The organism is Clostridium sp. CF012 (assembly GCF_018861755.1).
Classification (GTDB): domain Bacteria; phylum Bacillota; class Clostridia; order Clostridiales; family Clostridiaceae; genus Clostridium_AD.
Window position 1 is genome coordinate 25,770 of the sequence record NZ_JAHLEF010000025.1, and the last position, 18,193, is coordinate 43,962.

18 protein-coding genes are annotated in these 18,193 nt (G+C 30.6%); 2 read left to right on the top strand and 16 right to left on the bottom strand.

The features are described from left to right. Window positions 1–188: 188 nt before the first annotated feature. On the top strand, window positions 189–1,358 hold the full coding sequence (locus KPL50_RS18410) for an acyltransferase family protein (protein ID WP_216300007.1): 1,170 nt from the start codon (window positions 189–191) through the stop codon (window positions 1,356–1,358). Window positions 1,359–1,407: 49 nt separating this feature from the next. On the opposite strand, the gene tagD is transcribed toward KPL50_RS18410, so the two are convergent. The 12 genes from tagD to KPL50_RS18470 form a co-directional block, all read right to left on the bottom strand. Next, on the bottom strand, window positions 1,408–1,818 hold the full coding sequence (gene tagD, locus KPL50_RS18415; RefSeq protein ID WP_216300008.1) for a glycerol-3-phosphate cytidylyltransferase: 411 nt from the start codon (window positions 1,816–1,818) through the stop codon (window positions 1,408–1,410). 29 nt (window positions 1,819–1,847) lie between these two features. Further along, window positions 1,848–3,314, bottom strand: coding sequence for an oligosaccharide flippase family protein (locus tag KPL50_RS18420; protein WP_216300009.1), 1,467 nt, complete (start codon window positions 3,312–3,314; stop codon window positions 1,848–1,850). 35 nt (window positions 3,315–3,349) lie between these two features. Next, entirely contained in the window at window positions 3,350–4,507 is a 1,158-nt protein-coding gene (locus tag KPL50_RS18425) for a CDP-glycerol glycerophosphotransferase family protein (protein ID WP_216300010.1), read from the bottom strand. Window positions 4,508–4,657: 150 nt separating this feature from the next. Continuing rightward, window positions 4,658–5,752, bottom strand: a complete 1,095-nt coding sequence (locus tag KPL50_RS18430) for an acyltransferase (protein ID WP_216300011.1) — start codon at window positions 5,750–5,752, stop codon at window positions 4,658–4,660. 189 nt (window positions 5,753–5,941) lie between these two features. Further along, the gene (locus KPL50_RS18435) at window positions 5,942–6,151 is read right to left on the bottom strand and encodes a hypothetical protein (protein WP_216300012.1); all 210 of its coding nucleotides are present in this window, start codon (window positions 6,149–6,151) and stop codon (window positions 5,942–5,944) included. A gap of 132 nt (window positions 6,152–6,283) precedes the next feature. Continuing rightward, window positions 6,284–6,694: a thioesterase domain-containing protein gene (locus KPL50_RS18440; RefSeq protein WP_216300013.1), complete on the bottom strand. Its 411-nt coding sequence runs from the start codon at window positions 6,692–6,694 to the stop codon at window positions 6,284–6,286. 63 nt (window positions 6,695–6,757) lie between these two features. Then, window positions 6,758–8,167, bottom strand: a complete 1,410-nt coding sequence (locus KPL50_RS18445; protein WP_216300014.1) for a non-ribosomal peptide synthetase — start codon at window positions 8,165–8,167, stop codon at window positions 6,758–6,760. 209 nt (window positions 8,168–8,376) lie between these two features. Next, window positions 8,377–9,579 carry an EAL and HDOD domain-containing protein gene (locus KPL50_RS18450; RefSeq protein ID WP_216300015.1) on the bottom strand — a complete coding sequence of 401 codons (1,203 nt, stop codon included), beginning with the start codon at window positions 9,577–9,579 and terminating at the stop codon, window positions 8,377–8,379. A gap of 88 nt (window positions 9,580–9,667) precedes the next feature. Further along, window positions 9,668–10,081: an Rrf2 family transcriptional regulator gene (locus KPL50_RS18455; RefSeq protein WP_216300016.1), complete on the bottom strand. Its 414-nt coding sequence runs from the start codon at window positions 10,079–10,081 to the stop codon at window positions 9,668–9,670. Window positions 10,082–10,330: 249 nt separating this feature from the next. Then, a complete protein-coding gene (locus KPL50_RS18460; protein WP_216300017.1) occupies window positions 10,331–11,530 on the bottom strand; it encodes an FprA family A-type flavoprotein in 1,200 nt (399 codons plus the stop codon). A gap of 56 nt (window positions 11,531–11,586) precedes the next feature. Continuing rightward, window positions 11,587–13,494, bottom strand: coding sequence for an acyl-CoA dehydrogenase family protein (locus KPL50_RS18465; RefSeq protein ID WP_216300018.1), 1,908 nt, complete (start codon window positions 13,492–13,494; stop codon window positions 11,587–11,589). 383 nt (window positions 13,495–13,877) lie between these two features. Continuing rightward, window positions 13,878–15,602 carry a S41 family peptidase gene (locus KPL50_RS18470; RefSeq protein ID WP_309245195.1) on the bottom strand — a complete coding sequence of 575 codons (1,725 nt, stop codon included), beginning with the start codon at window positions 15,600–15,602 and terminating at the stop codon, window positions 13,878–13,880. A gap of 114 nt (window positions 15,603–15,716) precedes the next feature. Here KPL50_RS18470 and KPL50_RS18475 point away from each other — a divergent pair, with 114 nt between their 5' ends. Next, entirely contained in the window at window positions 15,717–15,890 is a 174-nt protein-coding gene (locus KPL50_RS18475; RefSeq protein ID WP_216300020.1) for a hypothetical protein, read from the top strand. 146 nt (window positions 15,891–16,036) lie between these two features. Here KPL50_RS18475 and KPL50_RS18480 read toward each other — a convergent pair whose 3' ends face one another. The 4 genes from KPL50_RS18480 to KPL50_RS18490 all read right to left on the bottom strand — a co-directional run bounded on the left by KPL50_RS18480 (window position 16,037) and on the right by KPL50_RS18490 (window position 18,190). Next, window positions 16,037–16,978, bottom strand: coding sequence for a tRNA-dihydrouridine synthase (locus KPL50_RS18480; RefSeq protein ID WP_216300021.1), 942 nt, complete (start codon window positions 16,976–16,978; stop codon window positions 16,037–16,039). 129 nt (window positions 16,979–17,107) lie between these two features. Next, the gene (locus tag KPL50_RS18485) at window positions 17,108–17,797 is read right to left on the bottom strand and encodes a YjjG family noncanonical pyrimidine nucleotidase (protein ID WP_216300022.1); all 690 of its coding nucleotides are present in this window, start codon (window positions 17,795–17,797) and stop codon (window positions 17,108–17,110) included. Beyond that, window positions 17,797–17,925, bottom strand: a complete 129-nt coding sequence (locus tag KPL50_RS27535; protein WP_290443252.1) for a hypothetical protein — start codon at window positions 17,923–17,925, stop codon at window positions 17,797–17,799. The genes KPL50_RS18485 and KPL50_RS27535 overlap by 1 nt, the downstream gene beginning before the upstream one ends. After that, entirely contained in the window at window positions 17,900–18,190 is a 291-nt protein-coding gene (locus KPL50_RS18490; protein ID WP_216300044.1) for a PadR family transcriptional regulator, read from the bottom strand. The genes KPL50_RS27535 and KPL50_RS18490 overlap by 26 nt, the downstream gene beginning before the upstream one ends. Window positions 18,191–18,193 lie beyond the last annotated feature (3 nt).

Here is an 18,193-nt window from a genome sequence, read left to right on the forward strand (position 1 = left end):
TGAATATCTCAAATCATAATACATTTTACCACGTTTGTAAGCCTTATTGATAGTAATGGATTATGTTTTGATATTAAAAGAATAAGCTACTTATTAGTTTTTGGAAGGAAATATTAATTATTAATAGAATATACATACTTACGGCTAAATTTATAAATCCCAAAGGTCGAAATAAGGAGACAATTGATATGGAACATAAAAACATAGGGAATAAAAATATTGAAACAGGGCGATTAAAGTGTATTGACGCATTTAGAGGAATGGCGGTAGCATTAATGCTCATAGGAGATAATCAAGGTAATACCGCTAGATTATACCCCCCATTAAGACACGCAACCTGGAATGGATGGACCGTTGCAGATTTAGGATTCCCCTTTTTTATTATAATAATGGGAATGGTTATACCTTATGCCCTAAATAGAAGAATAGCAAAAGGTGTTTCACCCTTGAATATATTTGCCCACATACTGGTACGAAGCATAGGAATTTTCCTTCTTGGATTATTTTTAAATGGTTTTCCACTTTATAATTTTTCAAGTATAAGAATACCCGGTGTACTACAGCGAATTGCTATTACTTATCTTATAGTAAGCGGTGTAACATTACTAATACTATATGCAGTTAAAAATAAGGTAATTCAAGCCTCCATACAACTTGGGCTGGCATTTACAATTGTTATAGTCTATTATTTGTTAATGAAATATGTTAATGTTCCTGGGTTTGGTTCTGGAATTTTAGAACCAGATGGAAATTTAGTTCAGTATATAGATTTACAATGGCTAAAAGGTCACTTATATAAAAAAAGTTGGGACCCAGAGGGTATTTTAAGCACCTTACCTGCAATGGCGTCAGCATTACTAGGTGCAGTAACTGGTCAAATACTTACATACCCTACAAATAAAAAAATATATAAGTTTTTATCTGTTTTTACCTTTGGAATAATAACACTAGCACTGGCTTACCTTGCAAACAACTGGTTTCCTTTCAATAAAAATTTATGGTCTAGCTCTTTCGTTTTACTTACAGCTGGAATCTGTTTTTTATCGGTGTCATTACTTTATTTTATCATGGATATAATAAAATATGATTCTCTATTTAAACCATTCGTAGCTCTTGGGAGTAGTGCAATATTTGTTTACCTAGTATCAGAAGTCATTCGTAAGACCCTGTGGGTTATCCCTATAGTAGACTCCATTACAAAGAAACCATTAACTCTAAATGTTTGGCTTACTACCCATTATATAACCCCTTGGGCGGGTAGCACATTGGATTCAGTATATTTTTCAATAGTTTATACAATACTCTGGACTTTCATAATGAGTTCTTTTTATAATAAAAGATCTTTTATGCGCTTGTAATTGTTAAGTAGCACAAAACCCACGACCAATTAATTAGTCGTGGGTTTCACTATTCTTCTGATACTGCTGATTCTCTTAACTCTAAATCTTGCTTTATTTTAGTAGTTGATATTTCCGGCGTCCTTGGTAGATATACCACTTCACAATACTCCTTTAAAAAATCGAACTTTCCTTCCCAATCATTTCCTATAACAAATGTATCAATTTTAAATTCTGCAATGTCTTTTATTTTTTGTTCCCAATTATCCTCTGGTATAACCAAGTCTACATAACGAATAGCTTCCAATATTTTCTTTCTTTCTTCAAAAGAAAAATAACATTCTTTACCTTTAATCGCATTAAACTCATTTGTTGAAAGTGCAACTATCAAATAATCACCTAATTCTTTAGCTTTACTTAATAAGTTAATATGACCATAATGTAACATATCAAATGTACCATATGTTATAATTTTTTTCATTGATCTTCCTCCTCAATTTTTCTACACTTTCACTTATTACTTGTTTTCAATGATTTTTTTTCTTTAATTTTATTAACTATTTCTTTTTTTATAGGGTTATCAACTATATATAGAATCATAACATATACTATTAATCCTACAAACCCTTGTATTACAAGTCCTAAAAATCCACCTATAACAAAGTCACCTGAAACATATACGCTTATTGCTACTAGTGCACCTGCAAAATAATATCCATAAGTACCTTTAAATATTTTTTTAATATTTAAGTATTTTTTTACTAATATTATTCTTAATAGGCAAACTATAAATTCTGTTATAACTATAGATATAACTCCACCTAAGGCTTGAAATTTGGGTACTAAAATTATATTCAATGTTATATTTATTACTGAAGCAGCTACTAATGGAATAATATATTCTTTGTTTTTATTAGTAGGCAAGGTGTATTGATTTGCAAAAACACCACCTACTGCAATAAATAAAATTATTAAACTAGTTAACATCATGTATAAAATTATAACGTTAAATTGGCTACCAAAAAACCAAGGAACAAAATTCTTAGATATTCCTATAATTACTGACATTATAAATACTGAAGATACCAAGGTAAAGTTTACTGATTTAACAATGTATTCTTCCACTTTCTTAATTTCATTTCTTGCAAACATGTTAGCTATTCTTGGCATCAAAACAACACTTAATGAAGTTACTATCGCCAATGCTATTCTAGCAATTCTTTGTGATTGATCATAAAAGCCAACTTGCTCTATAGTTGATAGTTTACCAATTAAAATTTTGTCTAAGCTTGTATAAATTTGAATTGAAAATTGTGGTATTAAAATTAAAGCTGCACCATTTATATGCTGCTTTATATTGACATTTTTAATATGAAATTTTCCTATATACTCCTTTATAAAAAACCATAATGTTAAACTTCCTAAAAAGACTATACTTGAATTTATTAAAATATATATGTATATATCACTTGGTTTTTTTACAAAGGTAAATATTAAAATAAGCCCAATTATTTTAACAATTATATTTCTTGTTACTGTTTTTTTAAAATCTTCCATAGCTATAAAAAACCATGAAATATCAAATATAGCATTTAATAAAAAAGGAATCTGAAATAAAAATGCAATCTTATAGTCCAGTAAATTAAAATATATAATACAAACCATATAAATTGCTAGTCCACATAGACTAGTAATTACTTGTAATGACCAAATATCCCAAAATTTCTTTGTAGTTGTTTTTCTGTAATTTCTAACATATGCAATTTCTCTAATTCCATAGGAACTTATTCCAAACATACCTACTATATAGAAGAATTGTGCCACAGAAAAAGTATACCCATATATCCCCATTCCCTTTGCGCCAAAAATTCTTGATACATAAGGTATGGTAATTATAGGTATTATAATAGTAAGAAGTTGATACATACTATTATAAATATAATTAATTACCACCTTATTTTTTATTAATTTTTTCATTTTGAACCATCCTATGCAACATATTTTCTTTTTCTCTATAAACCTAATTTATCGAATAATCTTTCAGTATTATTAAAATCTGAATATTTGTTAGTTTTATTATTTACTTTTTCTCTGATATTCTTATAATCATCTACGTTGTTATTTATTTGTTCAATAAAGTTATGTAGTTGTGCCACATCTTTAATTATTGGCCCTGGAATCCAATCATATATATCTTCAAAAACAAAACCCCTACTACTACTATATTCACCTAAATCATCCATTACAAACCCAATGGGCTTATCTAATATCATATAATCAAAATAAACAGATGAATAATCCGTAATTAAAGCATCGATTTCTTTAAATATTGAATATAATTGCTCTCCAATAATTTTAAAATCATCATTAATAATTACTTTTATATTACTTAATTCACTAAAATCCTTCTTCGTAAGAGTGTCCATAGGATGTAACTTAACTATAAGTAAATCCTTATTGTCCTTAAGATACTTATTTAAATTAACTAGTTCTTCAGTCGTCAATAAAGGCAACTGACCATCTTTCGATATACCATCTTTCCTTTTATCTCCTACACTGGATTTTCTAAATGTTGGCATCCACAATATTTTTTTATTATATTGTTGTCCATTAATACCTAACTTATTTAATACGTCTTTAAATTTATTCATTCTATCGTTTCTAGGTAAACCTGTAATTAATACTTTATTTTTATCTACCCCGAAAACTTTTGATAGGACATTTTGAAATTCTTCTGAGGTAGCTATGGTATATGTAAAATGAGCAACCTCTTCCTTAGTTTTATTATCCAAGTAACCTATATTTTTGAGTGGCATACCATGCCATAAATTTACTACGATTTGCTTGTCCAAACATTCCACTCCGTTTAATGCTCCATGTGTGTAAAATATATATTTTGAAGTCATATAATTTAGTATCCCAAGCAGTGATTTTAACTTCACAACCTTTAATTTAAATTGTTTTTTTAGTTCCTCTATTTCACTAGGAATATATAGATCGTTAACTAACCATACAATTTCATATTGCATTGGTTTTTTTGATACCATATAATCAAACACACTCATACTATTATCTGAAAAATCCGGATGACTTACAAAACACACCTTATTTTTATTCTTTTTAAGCATACTATTTATAGTTGCTAGTATTTTTATTATAAATCTTTTCATAGTACCAACCAACTTCCTTTAGCTTAAATTATGAAACTATTATATTAGTATACAGTATTACCTAATCTTATACTATTGTATCATTTTTTTTACTTTTAAACATCTTTTCATTAAATCATAACCTTAGCATACCTTTCTAAATTAGAGGAGTTACTTGCTACCCTTACCCTTTAATATGATTTTTTTAACTTGCTTCGTAATGAGTTTTATTAAATAAGCTATTAAAACGGATAGAATAAATACGAATAATAATTCAAATAGGAATTTTAAACTTAATCTTGGTATGAAACTATCAAAATACTTCTGCATCTTTTTCTCATAAAATGATTTTACCATTAGATGCACTAGATATATTTCAAAGGATATTGATCCGATGAAGGAGAAGAATTTTGTCCATAGAGATTTTTCTGAAATATATTTACTGATGTACTTAACAATAATAAAGACACATACAGCTGATAAGATTATATTTGCAAAATTATTATTGTAGTAACCATCAATCGCACTTTTCCTTTTGTAAGATTCAAGATAAGTCAATGAAGCTGTAGCTATGTTTATTAGAAAAAACGATACTATACTCAGTATAAACACCAATTTATTTATTTGTAGATGTTTATTAATAAAATATCCTATTATCAAACAACCTAATTGATAATTCATAAAGGGAACAATTAGATATATTTTTATATTTAAATTAAGTAGGGTTGATAGCAATAAAGGCATCATTGTTATCATCGAAAAAGATAAAAAAACTATTAAATAATATTTTAGCAGCTTTAGTTCGAAATTTTTTATAATATTCCTAATAAATGGAAGCGTTATATATACCCCTATTAACATATACAAATACCATAAATGTGTGGATATTTGGTTATTTAAAAACATAACTATTATTTTTTGGATAGAATAAGTTCTGTTATCTAAAAACATATCAGATATTAAGATATAGGCAATAGACCAAGCTATTAGTATTAGTGTGAAATAAGTTGCCTTTTTTAAAGCGTTTTTTATGGTTATATCTTTTTCAAGCAAAAGAGCCCCTGAAACCATAATAAATAAAACAATTGAAAATCGTGAAATAGTCATTATTGACTCTGCAAATAACCAACTTCGGGTGTTTATATTTCCGTACATACTAAAATATGAGGCGAAAACATGAATTGCAACAACAAAAAAACAACCTAATGTTCTCATGATTTCGAAAGAAACATCTCTTTTATTAGTGAGTAATTCAATTTTATGCATAATAAGCTCCTTCTTCTATGTTCTTTAATTCTCTCTTGATAGCTCGTATGATATAGTTGCATTAATATTAATGTTGTTTCTGCACTTTCTTAAGGATAACAAATTTGATACATTTATAATTCAATCGCTACTAATTGTAACAAAAATAAGGATATAAGGAAAGTTAAAGATGATTAATAGAGGTTGCACCTATAAGATTGATTTAGAGAACAAATTAGAAATTAGCCTTAGTGTATCTATAGTCTCTTCATATCTAATCTTAATTATTTCGTAAGTTTTATTGAGTTCTTCATTCTTTATATTAATCAAGGAATGCAAGAACGCGTTATTTATAGAGCTTGCTGCCTGCTTTGCAAATATATCCAATAGGTTTATGTTTTTATCATCGCTAAGTTCCACATAAATAACTCCCATACATTCAGATTTATCATTAATGAGCGGAAAGAACACACCTTCTTTTATATTTATTTTGAGAGAAATTATGAAAATATTTCATGTAGCATCTTACATCATGTCTAAAAGCTTTCATAATTAGTGACTTTCATTATCTCCAAATGCATAAGTCACCCCGCCAAGTTTATTAAGGTATTTTGCTATTTCTTCTTCATTTTTCCATTTCCAGGGATCTAAGATATTTCCATAATACTTTACAAGCCTTGGTGGAATTATTCCCCCTATAAAAATAGCCTTAATGTATATTTTTTCCTTTTCTAATGATCTAGCGATTTCAATTGCAAGGGCACTTCCAACACAATGTCCATACAAAACAACCTCCGTTTTAATGGCTTTTTTTATCTCTTCAACACATAACTTTGCTATTTCCTCAATAGGTTTTAAAGTATCTGATTCCCCCCCCAAAATTATGGCCTGGCAAAACAACTGAGTATACTGAATACTTGTCCGATATTTTAGATAAATGGGTTCCAAGTTCGTTATATACAATGGGAGCCCCTCCACCGTAAGGAATGCAGACTATAGATGTTCCTTTAGCATCCTTAGACTCCATTACAGAATAGAAAATATTATCGCTCTCTTTTTTATCTTGTATTTTTTTGCCAGTTCTTCAATAGTAGGATAACTATATATATCAGAAATTGTAACGCCACCACCAATACTAAGAGATACATTAATAGCTAATAGTGAATCTCCTCCTATGTTGAAAAAATTACTGGTAACCCCGATTTCATCTATATTTAGTTCTTTCTCCCATATGGTAGCAATTCTTTTCTCTATGTCATTTCTTGGCTCTACATATTCTTCCTCAAGTGAAATCCTAAGGAAGGGATCAGGCAATTTTTTTCTATCAATTTTCCCATTATTTGAGAGTGTCAATTTCTCCATTCTCACAAAATATGAGGGTATCATATATATTGGTAAATTCTTAGAAAGGTGCTCCCTTATTTCGGAACCAGTTACCTCGGAATCCGAAACATAATAAGCACATAGATAGCTATTCCTAGATTCATCCTTTCTGTCAATTACTAAAGTTTCCTTAATTGATTTAAATTTCAATAATTGATACTCAATCTCGCCAAGTTCTATTCTTAAACCTCTTATTTTAACTTGATTATCCATTCTCCCTAAATATTCTATATCACCGTTTGGAAGTAGTCTTGCTAAATCACCAGTTTTGTAAATCCTATCTTCATTTAAAGATTTGTTATTTATAAATTTCTGGGAAGTAATGTCCGGTGAATTGAGATACCCCCTCGCTAGGCCATCTCCTGCTATAAACAGTTCTCCGGGAGCTCCAATTGGTTGAACTTCCAAATTATTATTTAAAATATAAAGTCTAATATTGTCAATTGGCTTTCCTATTGGTAATACTTTTAAATTTTCTCCTTTTATGCAATCAAAATAAGATACATCAACGGTTGCTTCGGTTGGTCCGTACAAATTAGTTAAACTTACATCAAGATTTTCAAAAACCTTATAAAATCTTTCAACATGCCTTAGCGTTAGAGCCTCTCCACTAGCAAATACTTTTCTTAGGCTATTAATTTTATCAGTATTAATTTCTATTTGAAGAAAATGTAGAAATACACTTATCATAGAAGGTATAATGTGAATAGTAGTGATTTTGTACTTTTGGATCGCACTAATTACTTGGTCGGGATCCTTCTCTCCTCCAGGGCAAAGTATAGCAAGTTTTGCACCATAGAAGGACCACCAAAAAAGCTCCCATACAGATACATCAAAAGTATACGGTGTCTTTTGAAGAATAATATCACTCTGGTTTATTGGATATTTTTTTTGCATCCAATTCAATCTATTAATTACAGAATAGTGCTCTATCATTACCCCTTTAGGCATACCTGTTGAACCTGAGGTATAGATTATATATGCCAGGTCATTAGAGCTATTTATTATTACAAGATCAGATGAGTCCCCTGTATATAATTCTTGATCCTCCAATACTATTTTTTACAAGTTACCAGTAATCATATGACTTAAATCCTTTTGTGTTAGTATTATTTTAACTCAAAAAAAGCCCTAGCAATTTTGCTACAGCCCTTCATTTTGGTATACTTACAATTATTCTTGTTTCACAATTTATAATTGTATATTTATTATTGGGTCTATTATGTATAATAACCTCTTCTGATATTAATTATAATTGTTTTTTATACATCTTTTATCCAACTAAGTACATTAAAATAAGTCCTTCCCAGATCACCTGCATTTATATTTAACTCGTGACTTAAAATTATCACCCTATCAAAGTTACCTTTTTCATATTCCTTAACTATCATATATATAACGCCTAATGTATTTGATCCTTTGGTAAGTGCTACCTTAACATCTTCTCCAATTGATAATTCATCTAATATTTTTTCCATTGGTAAATTTAAAATGGCATCCATAGTTGAAAGCATCCCGGTAAGATATGCATCAAAAGCAATAGCTTTATTATTTGATAAAATAGCAATTTGTTCACAGAATTTTGCCCTTTGAAGTGATAGAGTTATTATTTCTCCAGGCTTGTCCAAACTAATACCTCTAATTACTAACATATAAAGCCACTTTATCATCTCTTTTTCGCCCATCATATTTATTGCTAATTTCATTGATGTAATTTTATTTCTAATGCCAAAGGATGAAGAATTTATCATTTTTAATAATTTGTAAGCAATTGAAACATCCCTTACTATTAATTCTTCTAGTTTATCCACATGAAACTCTTTACTATTTAGTTCTTTAATTAACCTTAAATAAATCATCTTGTTCAGAGGAATATCTTTTCCTATTAATATCTCTGGTTTGCTAAAAAAATATCCTTGAAAATAAGCATACCCATAGGAAATTGCTTCAAGGTATTCTTCTTTTGTCTCAACTTTCTCAGCTAAAAATTTAATATTTTTATTTTTCACCAATTCCATAACTAATTTTCTTGCTGAACCAGTAGTTATGGTAAAATCCACTTTAATTATATCCACCACATCTAATAATTTCCTGTATTTGGGATAAAATACGAAATCGTCTAGTGCTAAGGTATATCCTTTATTTTTAAGTTCTTTGCACCGTTCAATTATTTCATCAGTAGGCTCCACAGTTTCAAGAACTTCTATAACAACATATTCTGGAGGTAATGCAGTGATAAAATCAGTTTTTAATAGACTTTCATTTAAATTGATAAACGCTTTTTTTCCGGCTATAACATTATTAAGCCCAATGGTAAAAAAAGTATTGTTTATTACCTCCAAAGTCGCCTTATAACCATCTTCACCGCTATACTTGTTTTCTAGACTATTTCTAAATAAAAGTTCGTAGGCAATAGTTATATTATTACAATCAAAGATTGGCTGTCGTGCTACATAAACATCCATGCCTCTAAATCCCCCTTATGAAATTAATTATAACTATCAAATTATTGAATAAGAACGCCCACAAGTCCCATTAATGCTATGAAAAAAACTAAACTTCTCCATCCACTAGTTGTCGAAAATCTATACTTTCTAGTTCTGCATTTAAAATCTTTTGTACTTTTGTCATAGCTCTATGCACAATACATACACCAGTTCTATTCAACTTACAAAAGTTTGGTTCAATTACACATCTATTAACACATACTGGACCATCTATTGCTTCTATTACATCTTTCAGTGTTATTTGCTCTGGCAATTTATTTATAGCATATCCGCCCTTGACACCCCTATAAGATTTTAGAATATCTACTTGTATAAGCTTTCTTAAAAGTTTTAAAAGAAATCTTAGCGGTATACCCTCTTTTTCTGAAATTGCTTTTGCTTCTATCTTTTCGCCATAGCCTAATTTACATAAGTGAAGTACTACTCTAAGTCCGTAATCTGCTTCTTGTGTTATTTTCATGTTATTTTTCTCCTTAAAGTATACTCATTTGGTATATTTTACAGTTTAAGACTTTTATAATGTTTTGTCAATAAGGTTTTTCAAAATTTTCACATTTAAATTTCCTGAAACCCGCGCAAAATTAGTTGAGCCCATTTTCAATAGATAAATGAAATATATAAATATAAATTTAATATTAGTATGTACACCAAAAGGGACCTGTTCACAAATTTTATTATGAGGAGGTCCCAAATTTATGTTTTTCTAAAATTACTTCATAGATTCAATAATGCTATCAGCAATGGCATCCATTGCATCCGCATCATCTTCTTTCATGCTGGAGTTCAATGACATCTCATTGTCTAAAATAGTCATTTCTTTCATCTCATCCAAAAGTTCACGCATCAATTTGCCGGATTGAGGAGCCCATGAGCCATTTTCTATAAGGGTGAAAGTTCGTTTTTGAAGATTTAATGCCTTCATATCCATTATATAATTCATCATCGGTGGGTAAATCTTCAAGTTGTAGGTTACAGAGGCAAGAACAACATGACTATATTTGAATGTCTCAGAAATCAAATAGGAAACATGAGTTTTTGAAACATCATACATAACAACATTGGTCATTCCTTTTTCTACAAGCCTTGATGCTAGATCGCTTGCAGCGGCCTCCGTATTGCCGTACATTGTTCCATAAACGATCATTACTCCATTTTCCTCTGGTTCATAACGACTCCATTTGTCGTACTTCTCAAGCAAGTACCCTAAATCATTACGCCATACTGGTCCATGTAGAGGGCAGATAATCTTAATGTCAATAGTTCCTGCCTTCTTCAATAGATCTTGAACATGAGGACCATACTTGCCTACGATGTTTGTATAATATCTTCTGGCATCGTCAATCCAATCGCGGTCAAAGTTCATCTCATCATTAAAGAGCTTTCCATCTAATGATCCGAAAGAACCGAAAGCGTCAGCAGCAAATAATACGCCATTGTAAGTATCAAATGTCACCATAGCTTCTGGCCAATGTACCATTGGAGCAGCTACAAATGCAACGAGATGTTTTCCAAAGGACATTGTATCGCCTTCACTAACTTCTACTATTTTGCCATCAATAGCGAAACCGAACTGATGCATAAATAAGGAAGCTTTTTGGGTGCATACAATTTTCACATCCGGATAACGAAGAATAATCTCTTCAATGCACGCTGCATGATCAGGTTCCATATGGTTAATTACCATATAATCTAAAGGTTTGCCTTTTAGGATCGATTGAATATTCTCTATGAACTGACGGCAAATTGACCAGTCTACTGTATCAAAGAGTACTGTCTTCTCGTCCATTAACAAATATGAGTTATAAGAAACGCCTCGTGGAATTGGATGAATGTTTTCGAAAAGGGTAAGGCGACGATCGTTGCCACCAACCCAATAAAGATCCTCAGTTATATTTCTAACACAATACATATATTTAATCCTCCTTTATACTAAAAACACTTTATTATATTTGATTATTATAAAAATTAGACTTCTATAAACATATCTTTTTCTTCACAACAAGCAGGGCAAGTCCACTCCTGCGGTATGTCTTCAAATAGAGTTCCGGGAGATACTTCTCCTTCTGAATCACCCATACCAGGATCGTATTCATAACCGCATCCATTACATACATAATGTTTCCAGGTTTGAATAGCTTTCTTAGGAGCAGTTGACTTCATCTTCACCATTGGTGGAGCATCTTTCTTTGCCTGACCATTATCTAAAGCAGCAGTAAGTAATGGTAATATCTCCATTAGATCGCCAACGATACCGTAATCTGAATTCTTAAAAATTTTCGCTTTGGAATCAATATTTATAGCAACTATTGTAGCAGCATCCTTTATGCCTTTTAAATGCTGACCTGCACCTGATATACCGCATGCAATATAAAGATTTCCTTTGAATTTTTGACCTGACATACCAACATAACGATTCAGTGGTAAATATTTAAGTGTTTCAGCTACTGGACGTGAAGATCCTATGGCTGCACCAGCTTGAACTGCCAAGTCTTCTATAAGCTTCATATTTTCCTTTTCGCCTATACCTTGTCCTACGCTGACAACTCTTTCAGCCTTAGTTATAGGAGTGTCCATTGGAATTCCAACTGTAAAATCATATTTATCTGCCTTAAGAGCTTCCACAAGTGCATTTACTTTTTCACTTGCAGTTCCTTCCTTGAAAATCACTTTCTTACGATAACCTGTTGCAGGTCCACGTTTAGTGGCTTTACCTGTGTTCTCGTTTTTCGGCATCTTACCTATGATGTGAGCAGCGATAACGACACGTTGAATCTCATTAGTTCCTTCATATATTGTACAAATTTTAGCATCTCTGTAGGCACGCTCAACTTCCATACCTTTTAAATAACCGTTTCCACCAAATATTTGAAGAGCGTCGTTCACAATCTCAAGGCAAACATCTGAAGCATATTGTTTCGCCATAGCAGCTTCCATACTGTAACTCTCGTGATTTTCTTTAAGCTCTGCTGCACTATAAATAAGTAATCTAGCTGCTCTAAGTTTTGTCGCCATATCAGCCAATTTAAAAGAGATAATCTGTTGCTGACATATAGGTTTGCCAAATTGAACTCTTTCTTTTGAGTACTCTAAAGCATTTTCATAAGCGCCTTGAGCTATTCCTAGAGCCTGAGCTGCAATACCAATACGACCACCATCCAAAGTTGCCATAGCAATTTTGAAACCGTCGCTCTCATTACCTAGTAGATTTTCCTTAGGGACTTTCACATCATTGAATATTAGCTCTGCAGTTGCAGATGATCTAATCCCCATCTTGTCGTAATGTTGTCCGAAGCTAAAACCTTCTGTGTCTTTTTCCACAATAAATGCACTTATACCACGAATACCTATATCCGGCGTAGTAATTGCAAAAACAACGTAAATGTCGGCCTTACCAGCATTTGTGATGAATATTTTTTCACCATTCAAAATGTAATTATCACCATCGAGTACTGCAGTGGTTTCCGTACCACCAGCATCACTACCAGCATTTTCCTCTGTGAGACCGAATGCACCAATTTTCTCTCCCTTTGCCAATGGAACCAAGTATTTTTGTTTCTGCTCCTCTGTTCCGTAGGCATAAATTGGATATGCACCCAAAGATGTATGAGCGGAAAGAATTACGCCTGTACCACCATCCACTCTTGATAATTCCTCAACAGCGATTGCATAGCTGATTATGTCCAGCCCTGCTCCGCCGTACTCTTTTGGATATGGAATCCCCATCATACCCATATCAGCTAACTTATTAATTGCTTCCGTAGGAAATTTATTTTCCTGGTCTAACATAAATGCAATAGGTTTAACTTCCTCCTGCGCAAACTCTCTGATTTTTGTCCTCAAATTTTCATGTTGCTGCCTAGTCTTGAAAAACATAAATACACCTCCTTTTAATTAATACGGTTTCATGAATGTCGCTTTGTGAAATCTGTAAAACTACAACATTGAACTGCCTCAAGCAAAACTCATCAAACTTAGGTGACTCCTCCAATTCTTTTTTACCTTTGGAATCCATCTAATCAATATGTTTTGCTTCATCAACCATACTTGTAAACACCTTCCTTAAATGTATACTAAAACCGTATACGTGCATTGTATACCTAATAGGTATACATTACAAGCTTAATTCCAACTTTTTCCACCATTGAAAGCCCACAGCTAATTAATTAGTTGTGGGCTTTCAATGGTGGAGGCTACATTATTCTACCAAATATAATTTTTTTTACTACATCACTAGCAACTTCTCTAATATTTTTACACTAATTTTTTATAAGTTCTACAGCCTTTTCTACAAGTTCATCTCTACCCGCTCTTATTCCTTTTATAGTAGGCTTTACATAAATATCAGGTTTTACTCCAACTCTTTGGGTTTCTGATTTATCTGGATTATAAATTCCAACCCCTGTGATTCTAGTTTGTATCCCTCCTGGTAAGTTAAATGTAACTACATTACCATCTGCACCAATAGAATTATTTCCTATAACCTTTGAATTAGGTGAATTTCTAAGTGACATGGCCGTAAACTCACCATTACTTTGAGTAGCTCCATTAATTATTATGATAACCTCTCCCTTATAATAATTAGGATTATCATTTCCAACCTCTAATTCATCACTAAATATAAATTCTCCTGGTACAGCTCTATTAGCTATTGTTGCTTTTGCAAAAGTAACCTTCTTTGGCATAAGATAGTTTCCCAAGCTATAAGTTATAATATCTGACGGATAATATCTTAAATCTACTATTATCCCATCAGTTTCCTTAAACTCACTCATGATTTTATCTATTTCTCCCTTCTTTAATGCACCAGGATTTATATATCCTATATTTCCTTCTAAAAGCTTATGGGACTCTTCAGTTACTCCAAATATATTTCCACTGTAGCATTTAATATTTTCTTTTAATTCTTTACCGTTTCTCTCTAAAGTAAGTTTTAAACTATCATCTGGAGTTACAAATAAATATGGTGTTAAATTATTTACTATTGCTTTATCATTTGAAAATGATATATATTTAGATTTTTCTTTTATTACCTCAAATATATCTTTATCATTAATCTTTAATATGACATCACCCTTTTGTACATTAGAATCATTTGCATACTTTTCTATCTTATGTGTAACAACAATTTTATCCTCAACCAAATCAAACTTTATAGGAGCTATATTAGATCCCCAATATCTATTTAAAACCTGTTTTACATCATTAACCACTACATGAGAGTCATGTATTTTGGTTGTTAATTCTGCTACTGTAAGCTTATAAGACAGTTCATTGTCACATTTAGCAAACTTTTGTATAAACTCAGTTAAAACAGCATCCCAATCCTCTCCAATTACACTTCGGTATGGATAATAATATTGAATTATGTTCCAATATCTAAATAAACTAAGAATTTTAAATCCATCATCATCATATTTCATATTTAAATAGGATTCTTCATTTTTAAATTCAGTATATATAGACTCTTTATCAAAGTTTACATAGGCATTATTTCTTTTAGAAATATTCGTCTTTGAAATCTTAACCAATAAATCACCTAACTTTTTATTTACAAGATTATCCTCCTTTATCCAACTAACGTCAGTATCTACCATAATATCATTACTTTTGTCATAGACTCCTTCTTTCACCTCACCTAATTCATTAATCCAATTATATAAAACTTCATCAACATCGCTTGAATCCTTAGCTTCAACTACTTTGGGCATTACCCTAAATAACTCATAATCCCAATTTAATGAACCTGTTACAACCTTAGGGTGATAATATTTAACAATACCCCAAACCTTGCATAGCTTGTTCAAATTTCCAACTTGGTTATTATTTAAATTTTCAAGTTTGATATTGGTACCCTTATCAAACTCTGTATCAAAAATTCTTTTGTTTGTTAAAATTAAAAAGCTCATTGTAATTATAAAAATGATTACAAGAATTAATAAACATCTCTTAATCCATAGATTTTTATTATTTTTTTTATTCACCAATGTCAACCCACTCCCCCCCAAACATGTAATCTAAATGTGCTTATTTGAATATTAAAAATAGTAATTAAGCTCAATATCATTATATCATAATATTCTCAATATTTTACTTTAATGCTGTGCATAAGAAAAACCACAGGTAGATCAATAAGTGGAAATACTTTCAATAAAACTGTACTCTTAGTTGAAGATGATAAAATAAATCAAAGAATAACTGAAATAATTCTTAAGAAAAAGCAGTTGACGGTTTTAATTGCTGAAAATGGTAAAGACGCAATTCAAAAATAGATAAATGGGTTAATACTGAACTCAAATAAATCATCAATTAAAAAAAGACTTAAACAAGTCTTTTTTTAATTGATGATTGGACTAAAAAAGATGAAATATGGGTGCGCATTTATTCCATTCCAACCTATAATTTCATCTATTTCAGCTCAATTCTCTAAAACATCCTGTTCCCTAAATAAGCTTGAAACGGCTTCATCGTAATCGCATAATCTTTCTGATTTCTTAATCTTTTTTGCATATTTTGCATTATCAGAGAACACCGGAATCATATAAAACCATAATTCTTTCATTTTAAACAAGACATTCCTATCTCCAAAGAGTATTCTTTTATAATCTTCATAAATTTTATCATGAAAGTCTTTTAGTAATTTTTTTTCAAGTTTAATACTATTTGTAATGTCACTGATCAGTCCAGGACTTCCTAATAATCCTCTGCCAAGCATTAAAGTATCTACACTAGGGAAATCAGCCGAAAACTCCTTGTAATCTTTGATTGTAAAAATGTCACCATTATAACAAACAGGATTTTTACTTAAAATCAAGGCTTCCTTAAAGATTTTCAGATTAGGCTTATTTTTATAAAAATCCTTTTGAGTCCTTGGATGAATAATAAGCTCTTCTATAGGGTATTTGTTAAATATTTCGATTAAATCATAGAATTCTTCTGGCTTATCTTTTCCTATCCTGGTTTTTAATGAGATCTTTGTTATCGATTGAGAAAAAATTTCCTCTAAAAACACATCAAGTTCTTCTCTTTTTGAAAGAAATCCAGATCCTCTATTTTTTGAAACTACAGTTCTAGAAGGACATCCTAAATTTAAATTGATCTCATTGTATCCCAGCATCTTTATTTTCTTTGAAGTATGAATAAAATCTTTTGCATTATTGGTTAGTAATTGTGGAATCAAAACTAGTCCTTTGTTGTTTTCAGGCAAAATATCATTTAATTCCCGTGTTTTAAAACTTTCACTTTGATTTGCGGCAATAAAAGGTGAAAAGTATTTATCTATATTATTGAAAAAAGCATTATGCGCATTTCTATAAATGTGCCCAGTCAGCCCTTCCATAGGTGCGAAATAAAAATTCATATATCTAATGTCTCCTTTGTTCATACAATTTTTTCATTTTATTATATCATGTTTATTTAGATTTAAATATTATTAATTGGATGTGGAATGTGAAAACAATAATGCACTTAATTTATACAAAACTTGTGGTTATTTCCCAAGTATATCCTTGAGTTCCATCAAATTAGAAACCTCATAAGTAGGTTTTATTGACGTTTTATTTACAATTTTATTAGGATTAAACCAACATGTATCTATACCAAAGTTTATCCCACCTTGTATATCAGAGGTTAAGCTATCCCCTACTATCAATACCTTGCTCTTGTCAGTTTGATTTATATTTTTTAAAGCGTGTTCAAATATTTTAGGATCTGGTTTTGATACTTCAACTTCCTCAGATACTACTATATCCTCAAAGTATTTTGCTATAATAGACTTTCTTATTCTATTATCCTGAACATCCTTAAGACCATTAGTAATTATAGTAAGTCTATAATCTTTATGCAGACTTTCTACAATATCTATACTATTATCATATAAAAATGACGCAAAAGACAAATGCTTCATATACGATTTCGCAAATTGCTCCTCATTAAATCCAGCATTCAAACTATCTGATAATCTTTTAAACCTTTCAACTTTTAATTTTTTCTGAGTAATAAGTCCATCCTCAAGTTCTTTCCAAATAATTGTATTTATATCTTTATATACTTTCAAATGATGATTTTCATCATATTCTATATTAAATTCAAGCATAGTATTTTTAAAAGCATCTCTTTCAGATTTTTTAAAATCAAATAAAGTCTCATCTGCATCAAATATTATAACCTCATAGTTCATTATAAAATCCCCTCCTTTAGCTTTAGATTACTTAATAAATAAGCTACCATTAATGATAGCTTATTTAACTTTGTATATACGCTTATTAATAGATTAGCCAGCTTATTTTCTCCATACCTTTTGTACATTTCCGTTAATACTGTCCCAAGTTTCTATAAACTCCTCCATTTCCCTTTGCCCCTCCTCAGTTAAGCTATAATACTTTCTATCTGGCCCAAAGAGAGATTGTTTTTTCTCTGCCTTTATTAAGTTATTTTTCTCTAGCCTTAGAAGTAATGGATAAAGTGACCCTTCTGCAAAATCTTCAAAACCATATTCCTGTAGTTTCTTGTAAATTTCATAGCCATAAGTTTCTTCTTTCGAAATTACCTTTAAAATTACCCCTTCAATAATTGT